This window comes from Rhizobium sp. 05N430, assembly GCF_056396985.1.
Map to the genome: position 1 here is coordinate 1 of NZ_JBFTMO010000011.1, position 15334 is coordinate 15334.

The 15334-nt window shown below is 54.9% G+C and carries 14 protein-coding genes and 1 pseudogene; 11 read left to right on the forward strand and 4 right to left on the reverse strand.

Annotated elements, in window-relative coordinates; all coding sequences use genetic code 11:
• The first annotated feature begins 910 nt into the window (after positions 1 to 910).
• The 4 genes and pseudogenes from AC1DJO_RS20555 to AC1DJO_RS20570 form a co-directional block, all read left to right on the forward strand.
• Positions 911 to 2008: a DUF262 domain-containing protein gene (locus tag AC1DJO_RS20555; RefSeq protein WP_477972721.1), complete on the forward strand. Its 1098-nt coding sequence runs from the start codon at positions 911 to 913 to the stop codon at positions 2006 to 2008.
• Positions 2005 to 3108, forward strand: coding sequence for an AAA family ATPase (locus tag AC1DJO_RS20560; RefSeq protein WP_477972723.1), 1104 nt, complete (start codon positions 2005 to 2007; stop codon positions 3106 to 3108). Before AC1DJO_RS20555 ends, AC1DJO_RS20560 begins: the two co-directional genes overlap by 4 nt.
• Entirely contained in the window at positions 3099 to 4079 is a 981-nt protein-coding gene (locus AC1DJO_RS20565; protein WP_477972725.1) for a hypothetical protein, read from the forward strand. The genes AC1DJO_RS20560 and AC1DJO_RS20565 overlap by 10 nt, the downstream gene beginning before the upstream one ends.
• A 99-nt stretch (positions 4080 to 4178) precedes the next feature.
• A pseudogene (locus AC1DJO_RS20570) lies at positions 4179 to 4403 on the forward strand (transposase); the annotation flags it as partial.
• A 588-nt stretch (positions 4404 to 4991) separates the two neighbouring features.
• Here the strand turns inward: AC1DJO_RS20570 and AC1DJO_RS20575 are convergent.
• Positions 4992 to 5177 (reverse strand): hypothetical protein, encoded by a 186-nt coding sequence (locus AC1DJO_RS20575; RefSeq protein ID WP_477972727.1) that lies wholly within the window; start codon positions 5175 to 5177, stop codon positions 4992 to 4994.
• Between the two features lie 326 nt (positions 5178 to 5503).
• Between AC1DJO_RS20575 and AC1DJO_RS20580 the strand changes: the two genes are divergently transcribed.
• The 3 genes from AC1DJO_RS20580 to AC1DJO_RS20590 are packed head-to-tail and all read left to right on the forward strand — an operon-like array spanning position 5504 to position 7892.
• Complete coding sequence (locus AC1DJO_RS20580) at positions 5504 to 6217, forward strand: hypothetical protein (RefSeq protein ID WP_477972729.1); 714 nt, start codon at positions 5504 to 5506, stop codon at positions 6215 to 6217.
• Positions 6218 to 6244: 27 nt separating this feature from the next.
• Positions 6245 to 7237, forward strand: coding sequence for an ImmA/IrrE family metallo-endopeptidase (locus tag AC1DJO_RS20585; protein WP_477972731.1), 993 nt, complete (start codon positions 6245 to 6247; stop codon positions 7235 to 7237).
• Positions 7230 to 7892, forward strand: coding sequence for a hypothetical protein (locus AC1DJO_RS20590; RefSeq protein WP_477972733.1), 663 nt, complete (start codon positions 7230 to 7232; stop codon positions 7890 to 7892). The genes AC1DJO_RS20585 and AC1DJO_RS20590 overlap by 8 nt, the downstream gene beginning before the upstream one ends.
• On the opposite strand, the gene AC1DJO_RS20595 is transcribed toward AC1DJO_RS20590, so the two are convergent.
• From AC1DJO_RS20595 to AC1DJO_RS20605, 3 genes are read right to left on the reverse strand one after another with little or no spacing between them, the layout of a single operon-like run.
• A complete protein-coding gene (locus AC1DJO_RS20595) occupies positions 7876 to 8469 on the reverse strand; it encodes a hypothetical protein (protein ID WP_477972735.1) in 594 nt (197 codons plus the stop codon). The two genes, AC1DJO_RS20590 and AC1DJO_RS20595, sit on opposite strands and share 17 nt — an antisense overlap.
• The gene (locus AC1DJO_RS20600) at positions 8462 to 9298 is read right to left on the reverse strand and encodes a bis-aminopropyl spermidine synthase family protein (protein WP_477972737.1); all 837 of its coding nucleotides are present in this window, start codon (positions 9296 to 9298) and stop codon (positions 8462 to 8464) included. Before AC1DJO_RS20600 ends, AC1DJO_RS20595 begins: the two co-directional genes overlap by 8 nt.
• A 28-nt stretch (positions 9299 to 9326) precedes the next feature.
• The gene (locus AC1DJO_RS20605) at positions 9327 to 9905 is read right to left on the reverse strand and encodes an AAA family ATPase (protein ID WP_477972739.1); all 579 of its coding nucleotides are present in this window, start codon (positions 9903 to 9905) and stop codon (positions 9327 to 9329) included.
• A gap of 394 nt (positions 9906 to 10299) precedes the next feature.
• On the opposite strand from AC1DJO_RS20605, the gene AC1DJO_RS20610 reads away from it, so the two are divergent.
• The 4 genes from AC1DJO_RS20610 (at position 10300) to AC1DJO_RS20625 (ending at position 15330) form a co-directional block, all read left to right on the forward strand.
• Positions 10300 to 10758 (forward strand): hypothetical protein, encoded by a 459-nt coding sequence (locus tag AC1DJO_RS20610; protein ID WP_477972741.1) that lies wholly within the window; start codon positions 10300 to 10302, stop codon positions 10756 to 10758.
• 99 nt (positions 10759 to 10857) lie between these two features.
• Positions 10858 to 11235: a hypothetical protein gene (locus tag AC1DJO_RS20615; protein WP_477972743.1), complete on the forward strand. Its 378-nt coding sequence runs from the start codon at positions 10858 to 10860 to the stop codon at positions 11233 to 11235.
• Positions 11236 to 11373: 138 nt separating this feature from the next.
• Complete coding sequence (locus AC1DJO_RS20620; RefSeq protein WP_477972745.1) at positions 11374 to 12837, forward strand: N-6 DNA methylase; 1464 nt, start codon at positions 11374 to 11376, stop codon at positions 12835 to 12837.
• Positions 12838 to 13521: 684 nt separating this feature from the next.
• A complete protein-coding gene (locus AC1DJO_RS20625) occupies positions 13522 to 15330 on the forward strand; it encodes an AAA family ATPase (RefSeq protein ID WP_477972747.1) in 1809 nt (602 codons plus the stop codon).
• The last annotated feature ends 4 nt before the right edge of the window (positions 15331 to 15334 follow it).

A 15334-nucleotide genomic window follows, 5' to 3' on the forward strand; every position in this document is an offset into this window, starting at 1 on the left:
TTTGCGCTCCGTTGTCCAGCGTCGCCGCCGGACGTCACCGATCATCAGATCAACCTGTCGAAACTCGTTAGACATAAGCTTATCCTCAAGCCTGTGCTTGAGCCTTCCTGCTTATGCTGAGTGTCCGGTCGAAAGTGGGGGCAGTTCAGAAACCGAAAGAGAACCGGGTGTGCTCCCGCCAACCCGGCTGGGAACGCTTCAAACGGCTTCTTCACATTGTAGCCTCCACGATCTTCTTCGAGCACCCCGTCCTGCGGAAGCTGAACGTTGGCCCCGGACACAATAACCCTATCGGCAACAATGGCCTTGCCTATCGTACCCCGGCAGATGGCCGCGGATCGGCACGCCGCCGCGATACCGTTCGAACTCGCAGTCCACTGGCTTCGGTCGAACTCATGCACGGGCAACGCACCATCCCCGCATGCAGCCTGAAGGCTTGCTCCGCCTGAAAGCCGTCGAACGCCTTCATGATGTAAGACATGAAAAGTGATGCTCCGGACGCTCGCCGCCGAACTCATGGTATCTCGCGACGCTCAAAGCAGCTGGAGATGACACCGCTCTCCCCATGAAAGCACGGCGGCCCATAAAGCGGCAAAGATTGGCTATAGCCGCCCGCATCCCGACCGGCCCCGAGGGCGGATACCGATGCCCCCGCGGTCGCGCCAGGGCATGCGGTTGTCCGCCTTCGCACAGGTCATAGACCAGTATGGTATTCCGACCGATGGCGGCCGCGAAGCCGGACGCAGTAGTTCGGAATTTTGCACAATGTGGGAGTGCTTCTTAACAGCACCATTCCACACAAAAACCCGGATAGCCGAAATTGGATTGCGAGCATTTAGAAACGTTTACTCTAGCAACTCGATTTGATATCCATCCATCTAACCGCACGTTGTATCGGAATACAATATCAATGACCGCTGATTTTGAGAACCCCGAAGGCTTGGATGACCCTCTGGATGACGGTTGGGGCGAATATCCGCTCGACGCCGTTTTCGTGCGAACAGAGCCACGAACGGTCGGTGACGTTGTGGATCGCATCGAAAAAAAGCGATACATCCTAGACCCTGATTTTCAGCGCGACTTTGTGTGGCCTCTTGGAAAACAATCGAAGCTGATCGAAAGCTGCATCATGAGGATCCCGCTCCCGGTGTTCTATGTTGCGGAAGCGAAAGATGGACGCATTATCGTTGTCGATGGCCTCCAGCGCCTGACGAGCTTCTTTCGCTACCTGAAAGACCAATTTCGGATAACAGGCCTCGGCTCTAGCGACCCGAGCAAGCCGCACCCCATGGAGGGGAAGCTTTATAGCGAACTGCCCATAGCACTACAGGAGCGGATCGCGGACACCCCACTAACGATGTACATTCTGGACGCCAAGGCTCCGGAACGAGCGAAGCTCGACATTTTCGAGCGCGTTAACAGCGGAGAGCCCCTCACCCGGCAGCAAATGCGTAACGCGCTCTACAATGGGCCGGCGACCGCTTGGCTTAAAAACGCCTCTGAGGCTAGCGTGTTCAAAAGTGCTACCGGTTTCTCGCTCAACACTCGGACTATGCGCGATAGAGAAGCGATCAACCGTTTTGTTGCCTTCGCGCTTCTCGGGCCTGAGAAATACAATAGTGATATGGATAGCTTCCTTGCCCAAGGTCTATCAGCTCTTGCCTCAAAAACAGAGGCGGAGAGATCTGATCTCCGGACAGGATTCGATGCGATGATGAAGCTAAACAAAGATTTATTTGGCGATCATGCATTTCGAAAATCCCTCGCAAACGGGCCGGGCGCGGCTCGTAGTGTCATCAACATCTCGCTGTTTGAGGTTTGCGCGGTGTCGATGATGGGCCTGACGGGCCTCGTCCGCGCGGACAAGGATCAACTCCGCAATTCAATCATTAGTCTAGTGAACAACAGCGCTTTTGCACACGCTATTACGTATTCCACCAACAGCAGCCAGCAGGTGAGAACACGCTTCAGCATGATGTTGAAGGCGATTCAGAAAGTACAAGCATGAGTGTTCTTAGTTCGGCCCCCCTGCCCGTTGGAGCCATCGGTCTGGAGGGCTTCAAATGCTTCTCTGCACTTCGCCTTGAATTTCGCAAGCTGACAGTGCTGACGGGGTTCAATGGTGCAGGCAAGTCTAGCGCTCTTCAACCGCTTCTTCTGCTCGCTCAGAGCTATCGGGAATCTGTCCAGCCCAAAAAGCTTCAGCTGAATGGGGGATTGGTCAAAGTCGGCACTGCGGGCGAAATTGCTCACCTGGATCAGGCGCGGGCAATGAGTTTTTCTCTGAAGGTTCTTTCCGAGACGGTCGAATGGGATATCGGACTGCGGTCCGGGGAACGTACGGTCGATTTGAGGAAGCGAGACACTCCGGAACTTAGTGCGACGAGCGCAGATGTGTTGCGACACGTTGCATATCTTGGCGCGGTCAGGGCTGGACCGGAAGATAGTTTCCCTATGCCTGACAGTGCCACGCAGATCGACGTCGGATATGACGGTCGTTTCGCTCCCTATTGGTTCGACCAGCTCGCCGACCAGCCCGCGCCAGAGGGCCGTAAGATCGACGAGGCCGGAGAGACATTCCGTCGCCAAGTGGATTGGTGGCTTGCGTCTCTTTTTCCGGGAGCACGGGCAAACGTCCAATCGTCTGCGTCGTTCTCAAGAAATCATCTCGAATTTAGCCTGTCGGATCTGGGCGAATGGCGACGACCCGCGAATATTGGATACGGCTTCACATATGCATTTCCTATTATCGTGGCGCTATTGGCCGCAACCGCAAATCAAGTTCTGATCATCGATAGTCCCGAGTCTCATCTTCATCCATCTGCCCAGTCGGCGATGGGGCGTATGCTTGCTTATTTCGCAAGCAAGGGGGTGCAGATCATCATTGAATCCCATAGCGATCATTTGCTCAATGGTCTTCGACTCGCAATCAAGGACCAACTTATGCCTGCCTCCGACGCGGCTATCCACTTCTTTGCGGGCGCCACACGCGAACAGCACGGCGTCACGTCGCCCGCAATTGGTCAGGATGGAGCGATCCACGAGTGGCCGGACGGCTTCTTCGACCAAGGTGAGAAAGACCTCGCACGGCTCGCTGGATGGAATTGACCGGTATGAGACTGTTTCTTAACGATGCATCAGTCCAGGGTCAGTTTGAACACGTTGACGGCTTTCGTAGCTGGATTGAAGAACTGATGCGAGCTCGCGCTCGATCACCAATCATTGCGCAAATGAGAACGACGCAGGGGCTACCAGAACGCCACGTCTCGAACGCTATAACGTTCAGGAATGCTGTACTCGCTTGGGGGCGGCACCCACTTCGCACGGCGGTCATGTCATGGGTCGCAAATCAGGGTCCCTTTATCGAAAGTGATCGCCAAGCCGAAATCGACGACCTTTTCTATTGCAGGGAGATTGACGTCACTGACGGCGGGCTTGGAGAAGCAGCACGACGATCGAAGGCAGGCGAAGATGTCGCCTCACTGAGTATTCCGGGAGGCATGACCGACTTCTCAGGCTCGCCGCTAGCGGTTTTGCATGGGTTTGCTGATGCTCCGTTTGCAGAATACCACATCGACAATTACGTCGGTGTATCGGATCTGGTTGACGGGATAGCGCGGGTTGCGCCGCTTGCAACAAACTGGGCCGAGATGGTCTCTCAAGCGCGATCTCGCTTTCCGCATCTCATTGTCCCCGATTCAATTTTTTTGAACCCCATGCTTGCCCGTGAACCGTTCGACAGCATCATAAGGGACCGTTTCTACGTACTTCTGCAATTTTTGAATGAATACATGGCAGATCGGCGAAACGGCCAAGAAGGTGACCGTGCAAAAGAGATTGTAAAACAGACGTTCCATGGAGAACGAGCCCTATTCACTGGGGAATCTGCTACCAATCGGGAGGCCTTTTCGGCCGATATGACGTTCCCAGACCCACTCGATCCGACCCGATCTATTTTTGCCCATTGGCACGGTAAGATAAGCCACCGATATTTCCGCTTGCATTTCGAATGGCCCGTTCCTGCACCGGCGGATCAACTTAAAATCCTATACCTCGGACCTAAGATCACGAGGTCATAATTTTGGGATGGCGCGTGGGCCGCTAAACATACTGCTACTTTTGTTTGAGTAGAATGCGCAGCAGAAAGTGTCTGAAAGCCTGTGGCTTGGCACTCAAACCTCAAGGTCGGGCGCGGCGGGCGCATCGTTTCCGTCGCCGTGATCATCGCCGTCGGCGTCAACACTGACGGCCGACGCGAGGTGCTCGGCATGAAGATCGGCACATCCGAAGCCGAGGCGATCTGGGTCGAGTTTCTGCGAAAGCTGACTAGGCGTGGCCTGCGCGGCGTCAAACTCGTCGTGTCCGATGCGCATGAGGGGATCAAGGCCGCCATTTCGAAAGTGACCGGATATGGCGTGACAGTTCAACTGCAAGTGCGACTTAAAAAACAAGTGGCAGTCAACGAGGACTTCCTCAGTTCCCGCCGACTGCCAAAATCTCGGCGAAACGGCTTTTTGCCCGCTCGGCAAATGCGATTACGTCGCTCCTGGATGACAAGTCTTGGGTGAGCGACGTGACCATCGCAGATCGAAAGCCCTCGTAGGCCGCGAAAGGCGTGTCGCTTTCAGAGGCAGCTTCATCCAGCCGTTGATACTGATTTATAAGGGGCTGTCTATGCCGCTTGCCGTCCCCAAGGTTTGAAGACCGTTCGCCTTTAAGTTATCTGTGTAGCCCCGTGGGATTTAAGAACAGTACGCGCTACGCCGTCAATGGCCAACCTTCCGCAATCCTGAGCCATAAGGCTGTCGGACCCACCGCCTGGCTGAATTCGCGCGGATGAAGCCGGGGAGACCATCGCTAGGCAGGATCACGATCTCCAGATCGCCCGCCGTTGCGCCAGTTTCCAGTTTGTCTACTGACCGGTTGACGCCGATGGAGTTCTCGGCAACCCTTACTCTACTGCGTCCCCATTGAGACTTGGAATGGAACACTCAGAGGAACGGCTTGGCCGCTTCGGCCACCACCCTGATCCGGCAATTGATTTCTGCGTGGAAGTAGAAGAGCTCGAAAGCATGCATCGTAACCGAACTATAGGTTTCGATCACGAACCCGCTCTGGAAGCCCGTGTCGAAAAGGCGATGGACTTTCGCGTCGGAGCCGATCTCAACGCTGTTCATGCCAAGCAAGCTCTTCGCCAAGTCGATGCGGAGCTTTGCGGCCAAAGGTCAAATTTTACAGCTCCCAGCCCCTGACGAAGAAGGCAACGCTTTCTCTTCGTCAATGGAAAGCGCAGCCACCCTTGCTATGTTCTCTATTTGTTCTATAATTGATTTGTCGAGTCAGGGAACTGTTCCTCCACAAGTTTGTCTGGTTTTCCACGCCTACATCCTGGTTGTGTTCGATGAGTGGTTGAGTTGGGATCAGGCCCGTGCAAGTTCGGCAGGTGAGAGAATGCATAGCGAAGAGCTTAGAGTCTCCCTCCCCGTCTGCCAAGGAGCGACCAATGATCGGAAAATATGTCTGTTGGTCACGGATGCAAAGCGAAGCTGGTCAACCGCTCGATCATATTATCGCCCGTAAGGAAAATGAGCGCCTCGCCAACGGAGGCCTGTTCTTCTGGGGAGTGGGCAATGCGCCGTCTACAATGATCGCTCCACTAGCTCGCATGGAAGTGGCTGTTCCCATGGTCTTCTCCATCATGAAAGGCAAGCCGAAGGCGCATGACGCTGCCCCGGCTAGCGTTGTTGCTTGGCGCAAGTATGTGGACCAGCACGGCAACGAGCGACCTATCCCCCCTTCTATTCTGGTTACCAGCCGTGGCGACAGTGGCAGCGGGGTTCGCAAGTCCAAGCATTTTGCGTTGATGTGTCAGTCTCATGAGCCGCTGGCGATCGTGAAGGGGAAACCATTCAACCATCGTGGTTATCGGAACGCGGGCGTCAACGGGGGCGCTATTGGCGCTTCACAGGTTACGGCCCTGCTGACACCGTCGGTAGCCGACAATCCGGTTGCCGAGTACGAAGCGAATGTGGAGGCGACGCTCACCGACGGATATTGGGTTCGCCTGACGGACCCTGTCCAGCTTTCCGATAGCCAGCTGAAGCTTTATGCTAGATCAGGTTCACTTTCAGTGTCGGACTGGGCAGACTACGTTTCTGATATCCGAGAAAAAACCGTGCGCATTCCGGACACCAATCGGCAACTCGGCCTGTTCTAGGGTTTTGCATATGGTCGAAAGGCGGAAATGACGTCAGAGGCGAAGCGACTTCGGCAGGAGCTAAAAGGCGCTGGTATCAGTGACAGTGCCATTGATGCCGCGTGGCCATCGTGGTGGTCGGATGATCTGGATAGCAGCCCGTCCGGGCGAACTGAGCTTCGGTTCACATTGGCTCGCAAGCTTGGGCTCAGTCCTCGCCCGTTGTTGGGCGAACGCGTCGAGTTTGTCTGGAAGGACAGGGCTCGCTTCAAACATCTCGCTACGAAGGATCAGCTTCGACAGGATGCTTTGTCCTCGTTTGGAGTAACTGTCGGCCGGCTGCTGCTGCAGGCAATTCAAGGAGGACCGCCGCCGAGCGTCGATCCGCTTACACTTCGCAGCGCCGTGCTGAAAGCCTCGAACTATGTTGATCTCCAATCCCTGATTTCGTTCGGCTGGGCGATAGGCATACCGACCATCCACCTGCGCGTTTTTCCGCTTGAGCAGAAATCGATGCATGCGATGGTGGTTGAAGACAAGGGACGATACGCCATCCTATTGGGCCGCGATGCCACGTACCCTGCTCCGGTAGCATTTACGCTGGCACACGAACTCGGGCATGTCATGTTGGGTCACCTCGCAAACTCAGTGGCTCTCGTTGATATGGACGACGACGAAGATCGAGAAACGGTCGATCCGCAGGAGGAACAGGCCGATGAGTATGCGATTACGCTTCTCACGGGGACGCCAGATCCGCAAATCACCACAAGTACGGAGAGTTACAACGCGCCAATGCTCGCTAACGCGGCGCTTGATGCCGGCCAGCGTCATCGAATTGAGCCAGGAAGCCTGGCGCTCTGCCTAGCACATCGCACCGACCGTTGGCCTGTAGCAATGGCATCGCTTCGATATATTTACACAACGAGCAAGCCGGTCTGGCAAGAAGTGAACATGATAGCTCGAAATCAGCTGAATTTTGACGCTCTCACGGAAGAATCGGCGGAATTTCTTCAGAACGTAATGTTTGGCGGCGATGACTGATATCGTCTTGGTCGACAACGACATCGCGCTGAAGACATGCGCGTACAGCTCGGTCCGCGAGTTCGCGGGAATCCTTGATGCCCTTCAGACCACGCCTTCTATGTTGAGGGTTTCGAAGTTTGCTGTATCGAGACGGGTCCAGCGTGCTAGAGATATCAACTATCCTGATCAGTTGAGGCAAGAATGGGAAAAACTCCACCCAGTCGTCTCGGAAATTGAACCGACGCCGGAAGAGATCGAATTTGCTGCCCAGCTCGAAGAGATGGCAGTCGAACGTTCCTTAGATCTCGACAGCGGCGAAAGTCAGCTCCTGGCTATTTTGCATTATCGTGGCGCCAGTCTGATGATCACTGGTGATAAACGAGCGCTTCGCGCCATCGGAGAAATGAACCTTGTCTTGCCTCCGCGCTCCATCGCTTGCTTGGAGCAGCTGGTTCATTCTGTCCTATCGATTGTTGGGCTGTCAAAGTTTCGCCACAGGGTTTGTCGGGAGCCCAAAATCGACAAATCCGTTGCGGTGTGCTTTTCCTGCTCAAACACTACTAGCCCACCGCTAGCTTCCGTAGTTGAAGGGTTGAAGAGCTACACCGACGCCATAAGAGTTTGGATCCCGGATTTGCTCTGCCCGGAATACGAAATTACGGTTGCCCTCTAAAGCCGCGCAGGAACACGGCGTAAGGCGATTTCAGCTCAGCAACAAGGCTAATTGGACGTTCCTTAGAAGGTTCGTCTTCGTTCAACAATTCCGGCGTATCCAAGACTTTCAAACATGCCTTATCAACCCGACCTTTGATGTAGCGGGTGCCCAGGCGACCAATGCTCCTCCCTACCTGGACTTTGGTTTGGTTGAGGGGAAGCTTGAGCTCGCATTCGAGGATCTCATCGATCATGAGCGCAAATCTTGACCCCCGGACCTCGATTTTTGGAGGAATTTCCTTCCAGTTTATGCCATCCGAGGAATACTCTTTTGCACAGAGCGGCTCCGCGAAGTGTTTGGACTCCATCGCCTCCATGCAAAGATGAATTGGTTGACCGGCAGTTGCGAACTCGTTGGCGAACGGTTGGACCATAGAGGTCGGATGGCAGGTGTTTCCACCGTACCCCCACATACCGAAGCCTTCTTGCTTAATTTCTTCGGCTTTGCGCTTGATAATATCTTCAAGCGTCTCCTGCGCGTGGGTACCAACTTTCATGTACAGTATGCCGGCGCCTGGCTTGATGATATTATCCATTCTGATCCCCTAGAAGTTCGAGCCTGTATTCATCATCTGGTGCTTTGCCGTAGTCCGGTCGCTTGAGCTCGCGGACGTATTTAACCTTCGGCTCCTGCGCATTTCCATAGAAATTCTGAAAACGAGATTTGTCGGTGGCTACGCTGGGTGTTACGCGATCACCGTTACCAGGAACCGCGCTGACAAAAAGGTTGCAGGATCTTAGCAGCGGGTCATCATCAAGATGATACTCATGCAATTTCCTTTGCATCCGGGATACGTAAAAGCCGCTCCGAGAAGAGAATGCTTGTACGTTGGCGAGGACGTTTTTTGCCCAATCGCGATCGTCATCGTCCGCAATTACAATCAGGCCGTCCCCCTGATAACCGACTGCTTCGATTCCTCGTTCCACGAAAACATTCACGCTCTCACCATTGTTCGAGGCTCCCCACGGAGGGTTGGTGTAGAAGCAGTCGTACGCTCCGGGCTCCGGAAACGGATCCAGGACATTGTATAGCTGCGCGTCGAGATGAGTTAAGCGCTCTTTGTCAGCGAAGCGCTTGACTGCGTTTACGGTCCGCTCGTCAAAATCAAAAACCATAATTCGAGATGGTCCAAATGCCAGGACCTCGCGAATCTTCAGATACGCCACCGCGACGCTTACGGCGTCACCATCTCCAATGAATGCCAACCGCTTGCCATCGGCCCAGTCCGCTACAATTTCGCTCTGGACAACCATATCCCCGGTTTTCATGTGAATTTGATCGAAGTCTCTAAGTGGTCGAGGGCGGTTTTGGACAACGTCAGATACCGCGTTTATGGCTTTATGGAGATCTACACGCTCACGCATTTGGGCCTCAAATTGCAACGATGGGATATTATGCTAGACGCGCCGCTAACCGATCAACGAGTTGCTCTTGCTCGCCCGAAGAGTCGAACAGATAGACCGGCTTGCCGACAATTATCCCGTAGTTGGCCGCGACGGACGCTTGCAGCGAAGTGTGCATTCGAGCTTGCTCTTCGTCGATCTGCGGTCGGCCAGCTGGATCATTTCCAATCCGTTGCACAGCAATTTCGGGAGCAGTGTAGAGAACCCAGATCTCATCAGGAGCGAGCGTGCGGATCTGGTCCTGGGAAAACGCGGTTATCCGGAAGCCAAACGCCTCCTTCGTTACCGGGTGGCTGTCGATAATTATTGGCGCCGTTGCGCGATTGTCGGAGACGAACTGCAAAAGCTGTCGGTCCATTTCGGCGACATCTTCCGGAGTGATCACGCCACTAGAGAGTCGCCGGACATCGGATTGATCCTCGACGATTCCACGATCTCGGACGTAGTCAGTTAGGCGCTTCCCGTATTCCCAAATAAGGAGGCCCGGGATTCGCTCTGATATCAGGCGTGTCGTTGTGCTTTTGCCGGCCGCGGGCGCACCGGTGAGATAAACGGTCTTGTAGTTCATTCGCCCCTCCAAAAGTAAGACTACTATACCGCATTTAAAAAACAATCATAAGATGCACGGAAAACCGATCAAAAAGAGGGGAGGAAGTTGTATCGCGATACTGTTGTCGCGGCCGACGGCATTTCGAGCACATCTCCAGATACCCCGCCATCAGGAGAATATGCTCCTAGCCTCGTTATCCAGCTCCGAACATAACCGACTAGCTCGCCGCAAGTTTTCGAACCAACTATACTCACGTATAGTTGCATATTGCGGTCAACCGACGCATGCGGCAGAGGCCGGTCAAGATGTCGCAGCGTGAGACTGCATCGCGAAACCAGATACCTCGACCTATTGTTCGCGCATTTGCGGTGAGGTACGCACCTTGCGCCGTCTCAACAGCAGGATGCTTGTAATGTCGCTAGATAACCTGTTCGAAAAGCTCGACGCCATAGACCCAGGTCCTCAGTTGGTCGAGGCACTTAAGAGCTTCCAAAATGGCTGCATCGGCCGGACGGAATATGAGGTCAGCGCTTTGCGTGCCAACGTTGAGACGGCGCGTTGGAGTGCTGAGCAAAACCCCGCCATTGCCAAGCGCTATTGTCGAGAACTTGGGTGGTCGGTGGACGATTTGGCAGCGATGATGGTGTTGCAGTGCGCGATCGCGTCGCTGACGAGCGGCGAATTTGTTTCGAAGAGAGGCGTCCTCACGCCCCAGGGAGAGGGATTCCGCTTCGTGTGGCAAAGCTGCATTGATGTTCTCCTGCGGTCGGGCCGGATCGACGAGCAAATAGCTGAGATCGAGAAGTACGAGTTGGAAGCCGAGATCGAAGATACGGAACCAGCAACCCCCACTCCCGAAAGTCATCTTTAAACAGCAGCACCTAATGTAGTGTTAACAACACATTAACGTTGAACGAGCTCACCGCGAAACAAATTGAGACTTTTTCGGTAGCTCGACCATTTACTGAACATGAGAGAGCTTTACGCCGATTGGCTCGAACGCGCCCGCGCAGCTAGCAGCTATCGCGCCATGTTTGCGCTGGCCGCAGCAATTACTTTCGAAGAGGCAGCGCCAAGCAAATTGCGACACGCTGCTCGACGCGTGACGCGATCGCTAGATGCCGTCATAGAGCAGCCCATCGCCAACGCCGCCGTGCTGAAAAGAGCCCGCGAGCGCTTTTCACACCTGTCCGCGACTATCTTGGCCGAAGCCAAAAAACTCGACAACTCGACGACGCTCGTCAGTTCGCTTGAGCCTACCAACGGACCAAGCCGAAATGCTTGCAGCCCCTCAATGGCCATTCTTGCTTCTGTGGGTCCATCAGGTTCGTCACTCGCCCAAGGATAAAATTCCAAGCTTGGTTTCGTTTACTGCCGGACAGCACTCCGCAGCTCCACTTACGATGGGTCCACCCCGCGTCCTTTTTCCGCTTGCGCTCAGCTGATGCCGCCTGAACAATAAGATTATCGCATTCGATGATCTCTCATGAATTTCATTCTGCCTTCGGCCCCTGTTGGAAAAGCGGCTGGCCAATTCTTCACGCCTGACCACGTCGCACGCTCTCTCGTAAATTGGGTTATTCGCAGCCCTGGCGATAAACTGCTGGAACCGTCATGTGGCGACGGTTCAATTCTCAAACACCACACGCGCTGTCGCGGAATTGAGCGAGAACCTTACGCTGCTTGGCAGGCAAAACAGACGCTACCGAACGCCGAGATCGACAATTGCGAGTTTTTCAGCTGGGCCTCCACGACCGTCGAGCGTTTTCCATGTGCCGCTGGAAATCCTCCTTTCATCCGCTACCAGAATTTTAAGGGTATCGAGAAGCAGTCGGCGCAATCCATATGCGAAAGAGAGGGTGTTCAGCTCGTGGGACTAAGCTCGTCATGGGCTTCGTTTGTTATCGCAACCGCCTCCCTGCTGGAGCGCGGTGGTCGGATGGCATTTGTGGTGCCAGCGGAAATCGGGCATGCACCCTACGCCACATTGATGATTGAGTATCTGCTACGAAGCTTCGCGCATGTGCACGTTGTTGCCATCCGCGAAAAACTATTCCCGCGCCTCTCGGAGGATTGTTGGCTATTATATTGCGATGGACGAGGAGGACACACTGGTCGTGTTCATTTCACCGCGTTGGAACGCTTCGAAGCCTGTTTGATACCCCCACCTGCCGATCAGGCCGTCGATTGGAAAGAAATACTGGCAAACTGGCGCGGCCGGCTCAGGCCACTAATTCTATCTTTGGAGGGTCAAGAGGCTTACTTAAGCGCAACGCGCGAAGCTGACGCGGTTCGGCTCGGTGATTTCGCAACGGTTGGTATCGGTTACGTTACGGGCGACAACGACTTTTTTCACCTCCGCCCCTCTGAGATAAAAGAGCTTGGCATCCCTGAAGACTTCCTCGTTCCCACCGTAAGACGTGGCCAAAACCTCATAGACGGTACTGTAGACAGCTTTCTCTTCGATCAGTGGGTTCAAGCCGACCAACCCTGTTTCCTGCTTCGTATCCCGCCAGCGTGTCCCCTCCCCCAAGGCGTAGCGGATTACCTGGCCTCCGATGCGGGACTGCTGGCTCGCGCACGCTACAAATGCCGCATTCGCCAGTCTTGGTTCACGGTCCCGGGCGTAACGCGCCCCGACTTCTTCTTGCAGTATATGTCCGGGGCAACCGTTCAATTAGCTAAGAACGAGTTGGGTGCCTCCTGCACCAACAGTCTGCTTGCGGTACATGTCCAGGATTACCAGACTGCGGCGCGGGCGCTGAAAGCGTGGTCCTCGCCCATCACCAAACTCAGTTGCGAATTGGAGGGTCATCCGTTGGGAGGCGGGATGCTGAAGCTGGAGCCAGGCGAAGCGAGGAGGATAGTATTCAGTGCGACAGGGCCCTTGGAGGTGTTGGAGAGCGCGATCACGAAGCTAAAGCGGTGGCGTCACACTAGGATTGCCTAATCGTATTCAGGTTTCTCTGGCAGACCGTAGCCGCGCTGTCAGAACTTAGGCGGCGGCCGCTTTTCGGTCACGCGCCTGTGGTTAGACGCAAAATAACGCGCGAGGTACGCCTTGGTATTTGCCTCGCCTTCGGCTGTCTTGGCTACGAGATCCTCATTGACCGCGGATTCGGCCGGGGTCGCTCTCCCCTTTGTCGAAGTGGGCTCGGCCGGCCGTGCCACAGATGCCCGAAATTTTGCGTCGTTTTTTGCTTGCCCTCTTCGCGACGATATCTTGGTGCCAACCCAGATGCCCGTACCAACCGCGAATAAGAACGGCCAGGGAAAAGGCCTGTCCACGCCCCCGTGATGGGAGCATGCGCCTGATCGTCCAATCGAAGACGAACTTGAGCCGTCCTCACACGTAGCCGCACCTTGCAGCGGAAGAACGACGATTAACGCAATGGCGCCGGCTGCCAGGCCAAAAACCCAAGATGGAATCTTACTGATCATGGCTCGCCTATTAGCCACATTTCGATGATCTGTCTTCCTTGCACTCCAATCTGATTGCGCCTGCCAACGATAACTTCGACGCAGTGGCAACTGGCGGACTTTTTATGTGGTTTCCTGAACTTTTTATTCTCTTGACACTCAACCTGTGATCTAAGTTCGAAGCAACGCCCCCTGCATGTGATTGAACGGTTCAGTGTCCACAAAACCTCGATGGCTTCGCGACCTGGTTCGCTTTCTTCCTCTCAAAAGCCAGTTTGTCCTGTCGGGCAACGTCAAAGACTTGCAAGCTTACGAACTATCGCCAGGCCGAGTAGCACCCCTCCCCCTCGCACTTTGCCTCCAGCGTGAGTTGCTTGATCAAGGATACAAAGACGTCATCCAGTTTGCGCCGGTCTCCGGCTTCAGCCTGCTTGGCGATGGGGGTAGCGTCGCGGATGTGATGTCTAGAAATGGGCTCGGCACCGAGAACCCTCGAAACCTGGGTCTTGAGGTGCTGGGCAGTACGTTGGGCAGCTTTGTGGCCTCGGCCGGCGAGCCTGCTGCTCTGATCGTCGATTTCGCGTCCAGACTTATCAACCGCCCGGATGCATTGACAGCCGCCGAACACGCCATGTTCACACAGGCTCAGATTGCTTGCCACAACGCCCAGGCTAGACCGTTTGGACCATCGCGGAAGCCTTTTTTCAACACGATTATTTGGATAGCCGAGCGAGAGTCTGATCTTCCGGACTGGTTGACAGTGGACAACCCAAAGCTACGCAATATTCCCGTAGCGGTCCCTGACAGCGTCACGCGGAAATCGCTTGCTCGAACTCTCCTCAAGGCTCTCCCTGATGCCTCGACGGCCTCAGAAGAGGTCGCGGCAAAATCAGCGTCAGCCTTCGTAAACCTGACCGAAGGGCTGTTGCTTTCGGATATGAACGCGATAGCCCAGCTCGGTCGAAACGAAGGGCTGAAAGTCGGAGAGATTGCTGACGCGATCCGCCGGTACAAAGTTGGGGTTACCGACGATCCATGGCGATCGATTGACCGCGAAAAGATCGTGGGCGCCGAGGCCTATGTTCGATCTCGCGTCAAAGGTCAGGATCATGCGATCGTCCACATGCTCGATATCGTCAAGCGAGCAGTGACAGGCATCGGGCGTTCTTCGACCAACGGCCGACCTCGCGGAGTGGCTTTCCTCGCTGGACCAACCGGCGTTGGCAAGACCGAACTCGCAAAGACCATCACCAGCCTGCTTTTTGGCGACGAGTCAGCCTACATTCGGTTCGACATGTCTGAATTCAGCGCCGAGCATGCAGACCAGCGCTTGATTGGTGCGCCACCCGGTTATGTTGGTTACGATGCCGGCGGTGAGTTGACCAACGCTATCCGCGAGAAGCCTTTCAGTGTCGTGCTTTTTGACGAGATTGAGAAGGCTCATCCCCGCATTTTGGACAAGTTCCTGCAGGTTCTGGACGACGGTGTTCTAACCTCTGGCCGCGGGGATCGGGTCTATTTTTCGGAGGCAGTCATCCTTTTCACATCAAACCTTGGGATTTACCGGACAGACGCGGCCGGGGCTCGAATCCAAAATGTTTCGCAGGACGAGCCCCACGGAGTCGTGGTCACGAAGGTTCGCGACGAAATCGAGCGGCACTTTAAGCTAAACCTCAATCGACCCGAGATTCTGAACCGCATCGGTGAGAACGTCATTGTGTTCGATTTCATTCGGCCCCCCATCGCTGAAGAAATCTTTGAGGGAATGGTAGCAAATCTGCTGGAGAGCACGAAGACGATTGGTTTTTCCATTTCGATCACCGACGAAGCTCGATCAGCTCTTAAAATCCTCTGCTTGCGTGATCTCTCGAACGGCGGCCGCGGCGTTCGAAACATGGTTGAAGCCCACCTTGCTAATCCCCTTTCGCGTGCGTTGTTCGATACCGGAGCAATTGCTGGTTCCTTTCGGATTGACTCGGTCTCAGCGGGCGCGGTTACAACCCTCGCGTTGTCGCGCGAGTAGCCGC

Excerpts from the sequence above, each read along its gene's own strand:
- AC1DJO_RS20600 (WP_477972737.1), bottom strand. The coding sequence starts at position 9,298 with ATGCGTGAGCGTGTAGATCTCCATAAAGCCATAAACGCGGTATCTGAC.
- AC1DJO_RS20605 (WP_477972739.1), bottom strand. The coding sequence starts at position 9,905 with ATGAACTACAAGACCGTTTATCTCACCGGTGCGCCCGCGGCCGGCAAA.
- AC1DJO_RS20610 (WP_477972741.1), top strand. The coding sequence starts at position 10,300 with ATGTCGCTAGATAACCTGTTCGAAAAGCTCGACGCCATAGACCCAGGT.
- AC1DJO_RS20615 (WP_477972743.1), top strand. The coding sequence starts at position 10,858 with ATGAGAGAGCTTTACGCCGATTGGCTCGAACGCGCCCGCGCAGCTAGC.
- AC1DJO_RS20620 (WP_477972745.1), top strand. The coding sequence starts at position 11,374 with ATGAATTTCATTCTGCCTTCGGCCCCTGTTGGAAAAGCGGCTGGCCAA.
- AC1DJO_RS20575 (WP_477972727.1), bottom strand. The coding sequence starts at position 5,177 with ATGAACAGCGTTGAGATCGGCTCCGACGCGAAAGTCCATCGCCTTTTC.
- AC1DJO_RS20590 (WP_477972733.1), top strand. The coding sequence starts at position 7,230 with ATGACTGATATCGTCTTGGTCGACAACGACATCGCGCTGAAGACATGC.
- AC1DJO_RS20585 (WP_477972731.1), top strand. The coding sequence starts at position 6,245 with ATGACGTCAGAGGCGAAGCGACTTCGGCAGGAGCTAAAAGGCGCTGGT.
- AC1DJO_RS20560 (WP_477972723.1), top strand. The coding sequence starts at position 2,005 with ATGAGTGTTCTTAGTTCGGCCCCCCTGCCCGTTGGAGCCATCGGTCTG.
- AC1DJO_RS20555 (WP_477972721.1), top strand. The coding sequence starts at position 911 with ATGACCGCTGATTTTGAGAACCCCGAAGGCTTGGATGACCCTCTGGAT.
- AC1DJO_RS20595 (WP_477972735.1), bottom strand. The coding sequence starts at position 8,469 with ATGGATAATATCATCAAGCCAGGCGCCGGCATACTGTACATGAAAGTT.
- AC1DJO_RS20565 (WP_477972725.1), top strand. The coding sequence starts at position 3,099 with ATGGAATTGACCGGTATGAGACTGTTTCTTAACGATGCATCAGTCCAG.
- AC1DJO_RS20580 (WP_477972729.1), top strand. The coding sequence starts at position 5,504 with ATGATCGGAAAATATGTCTGTTGGTCACGGATGCAAAGCGAAGCTGGT.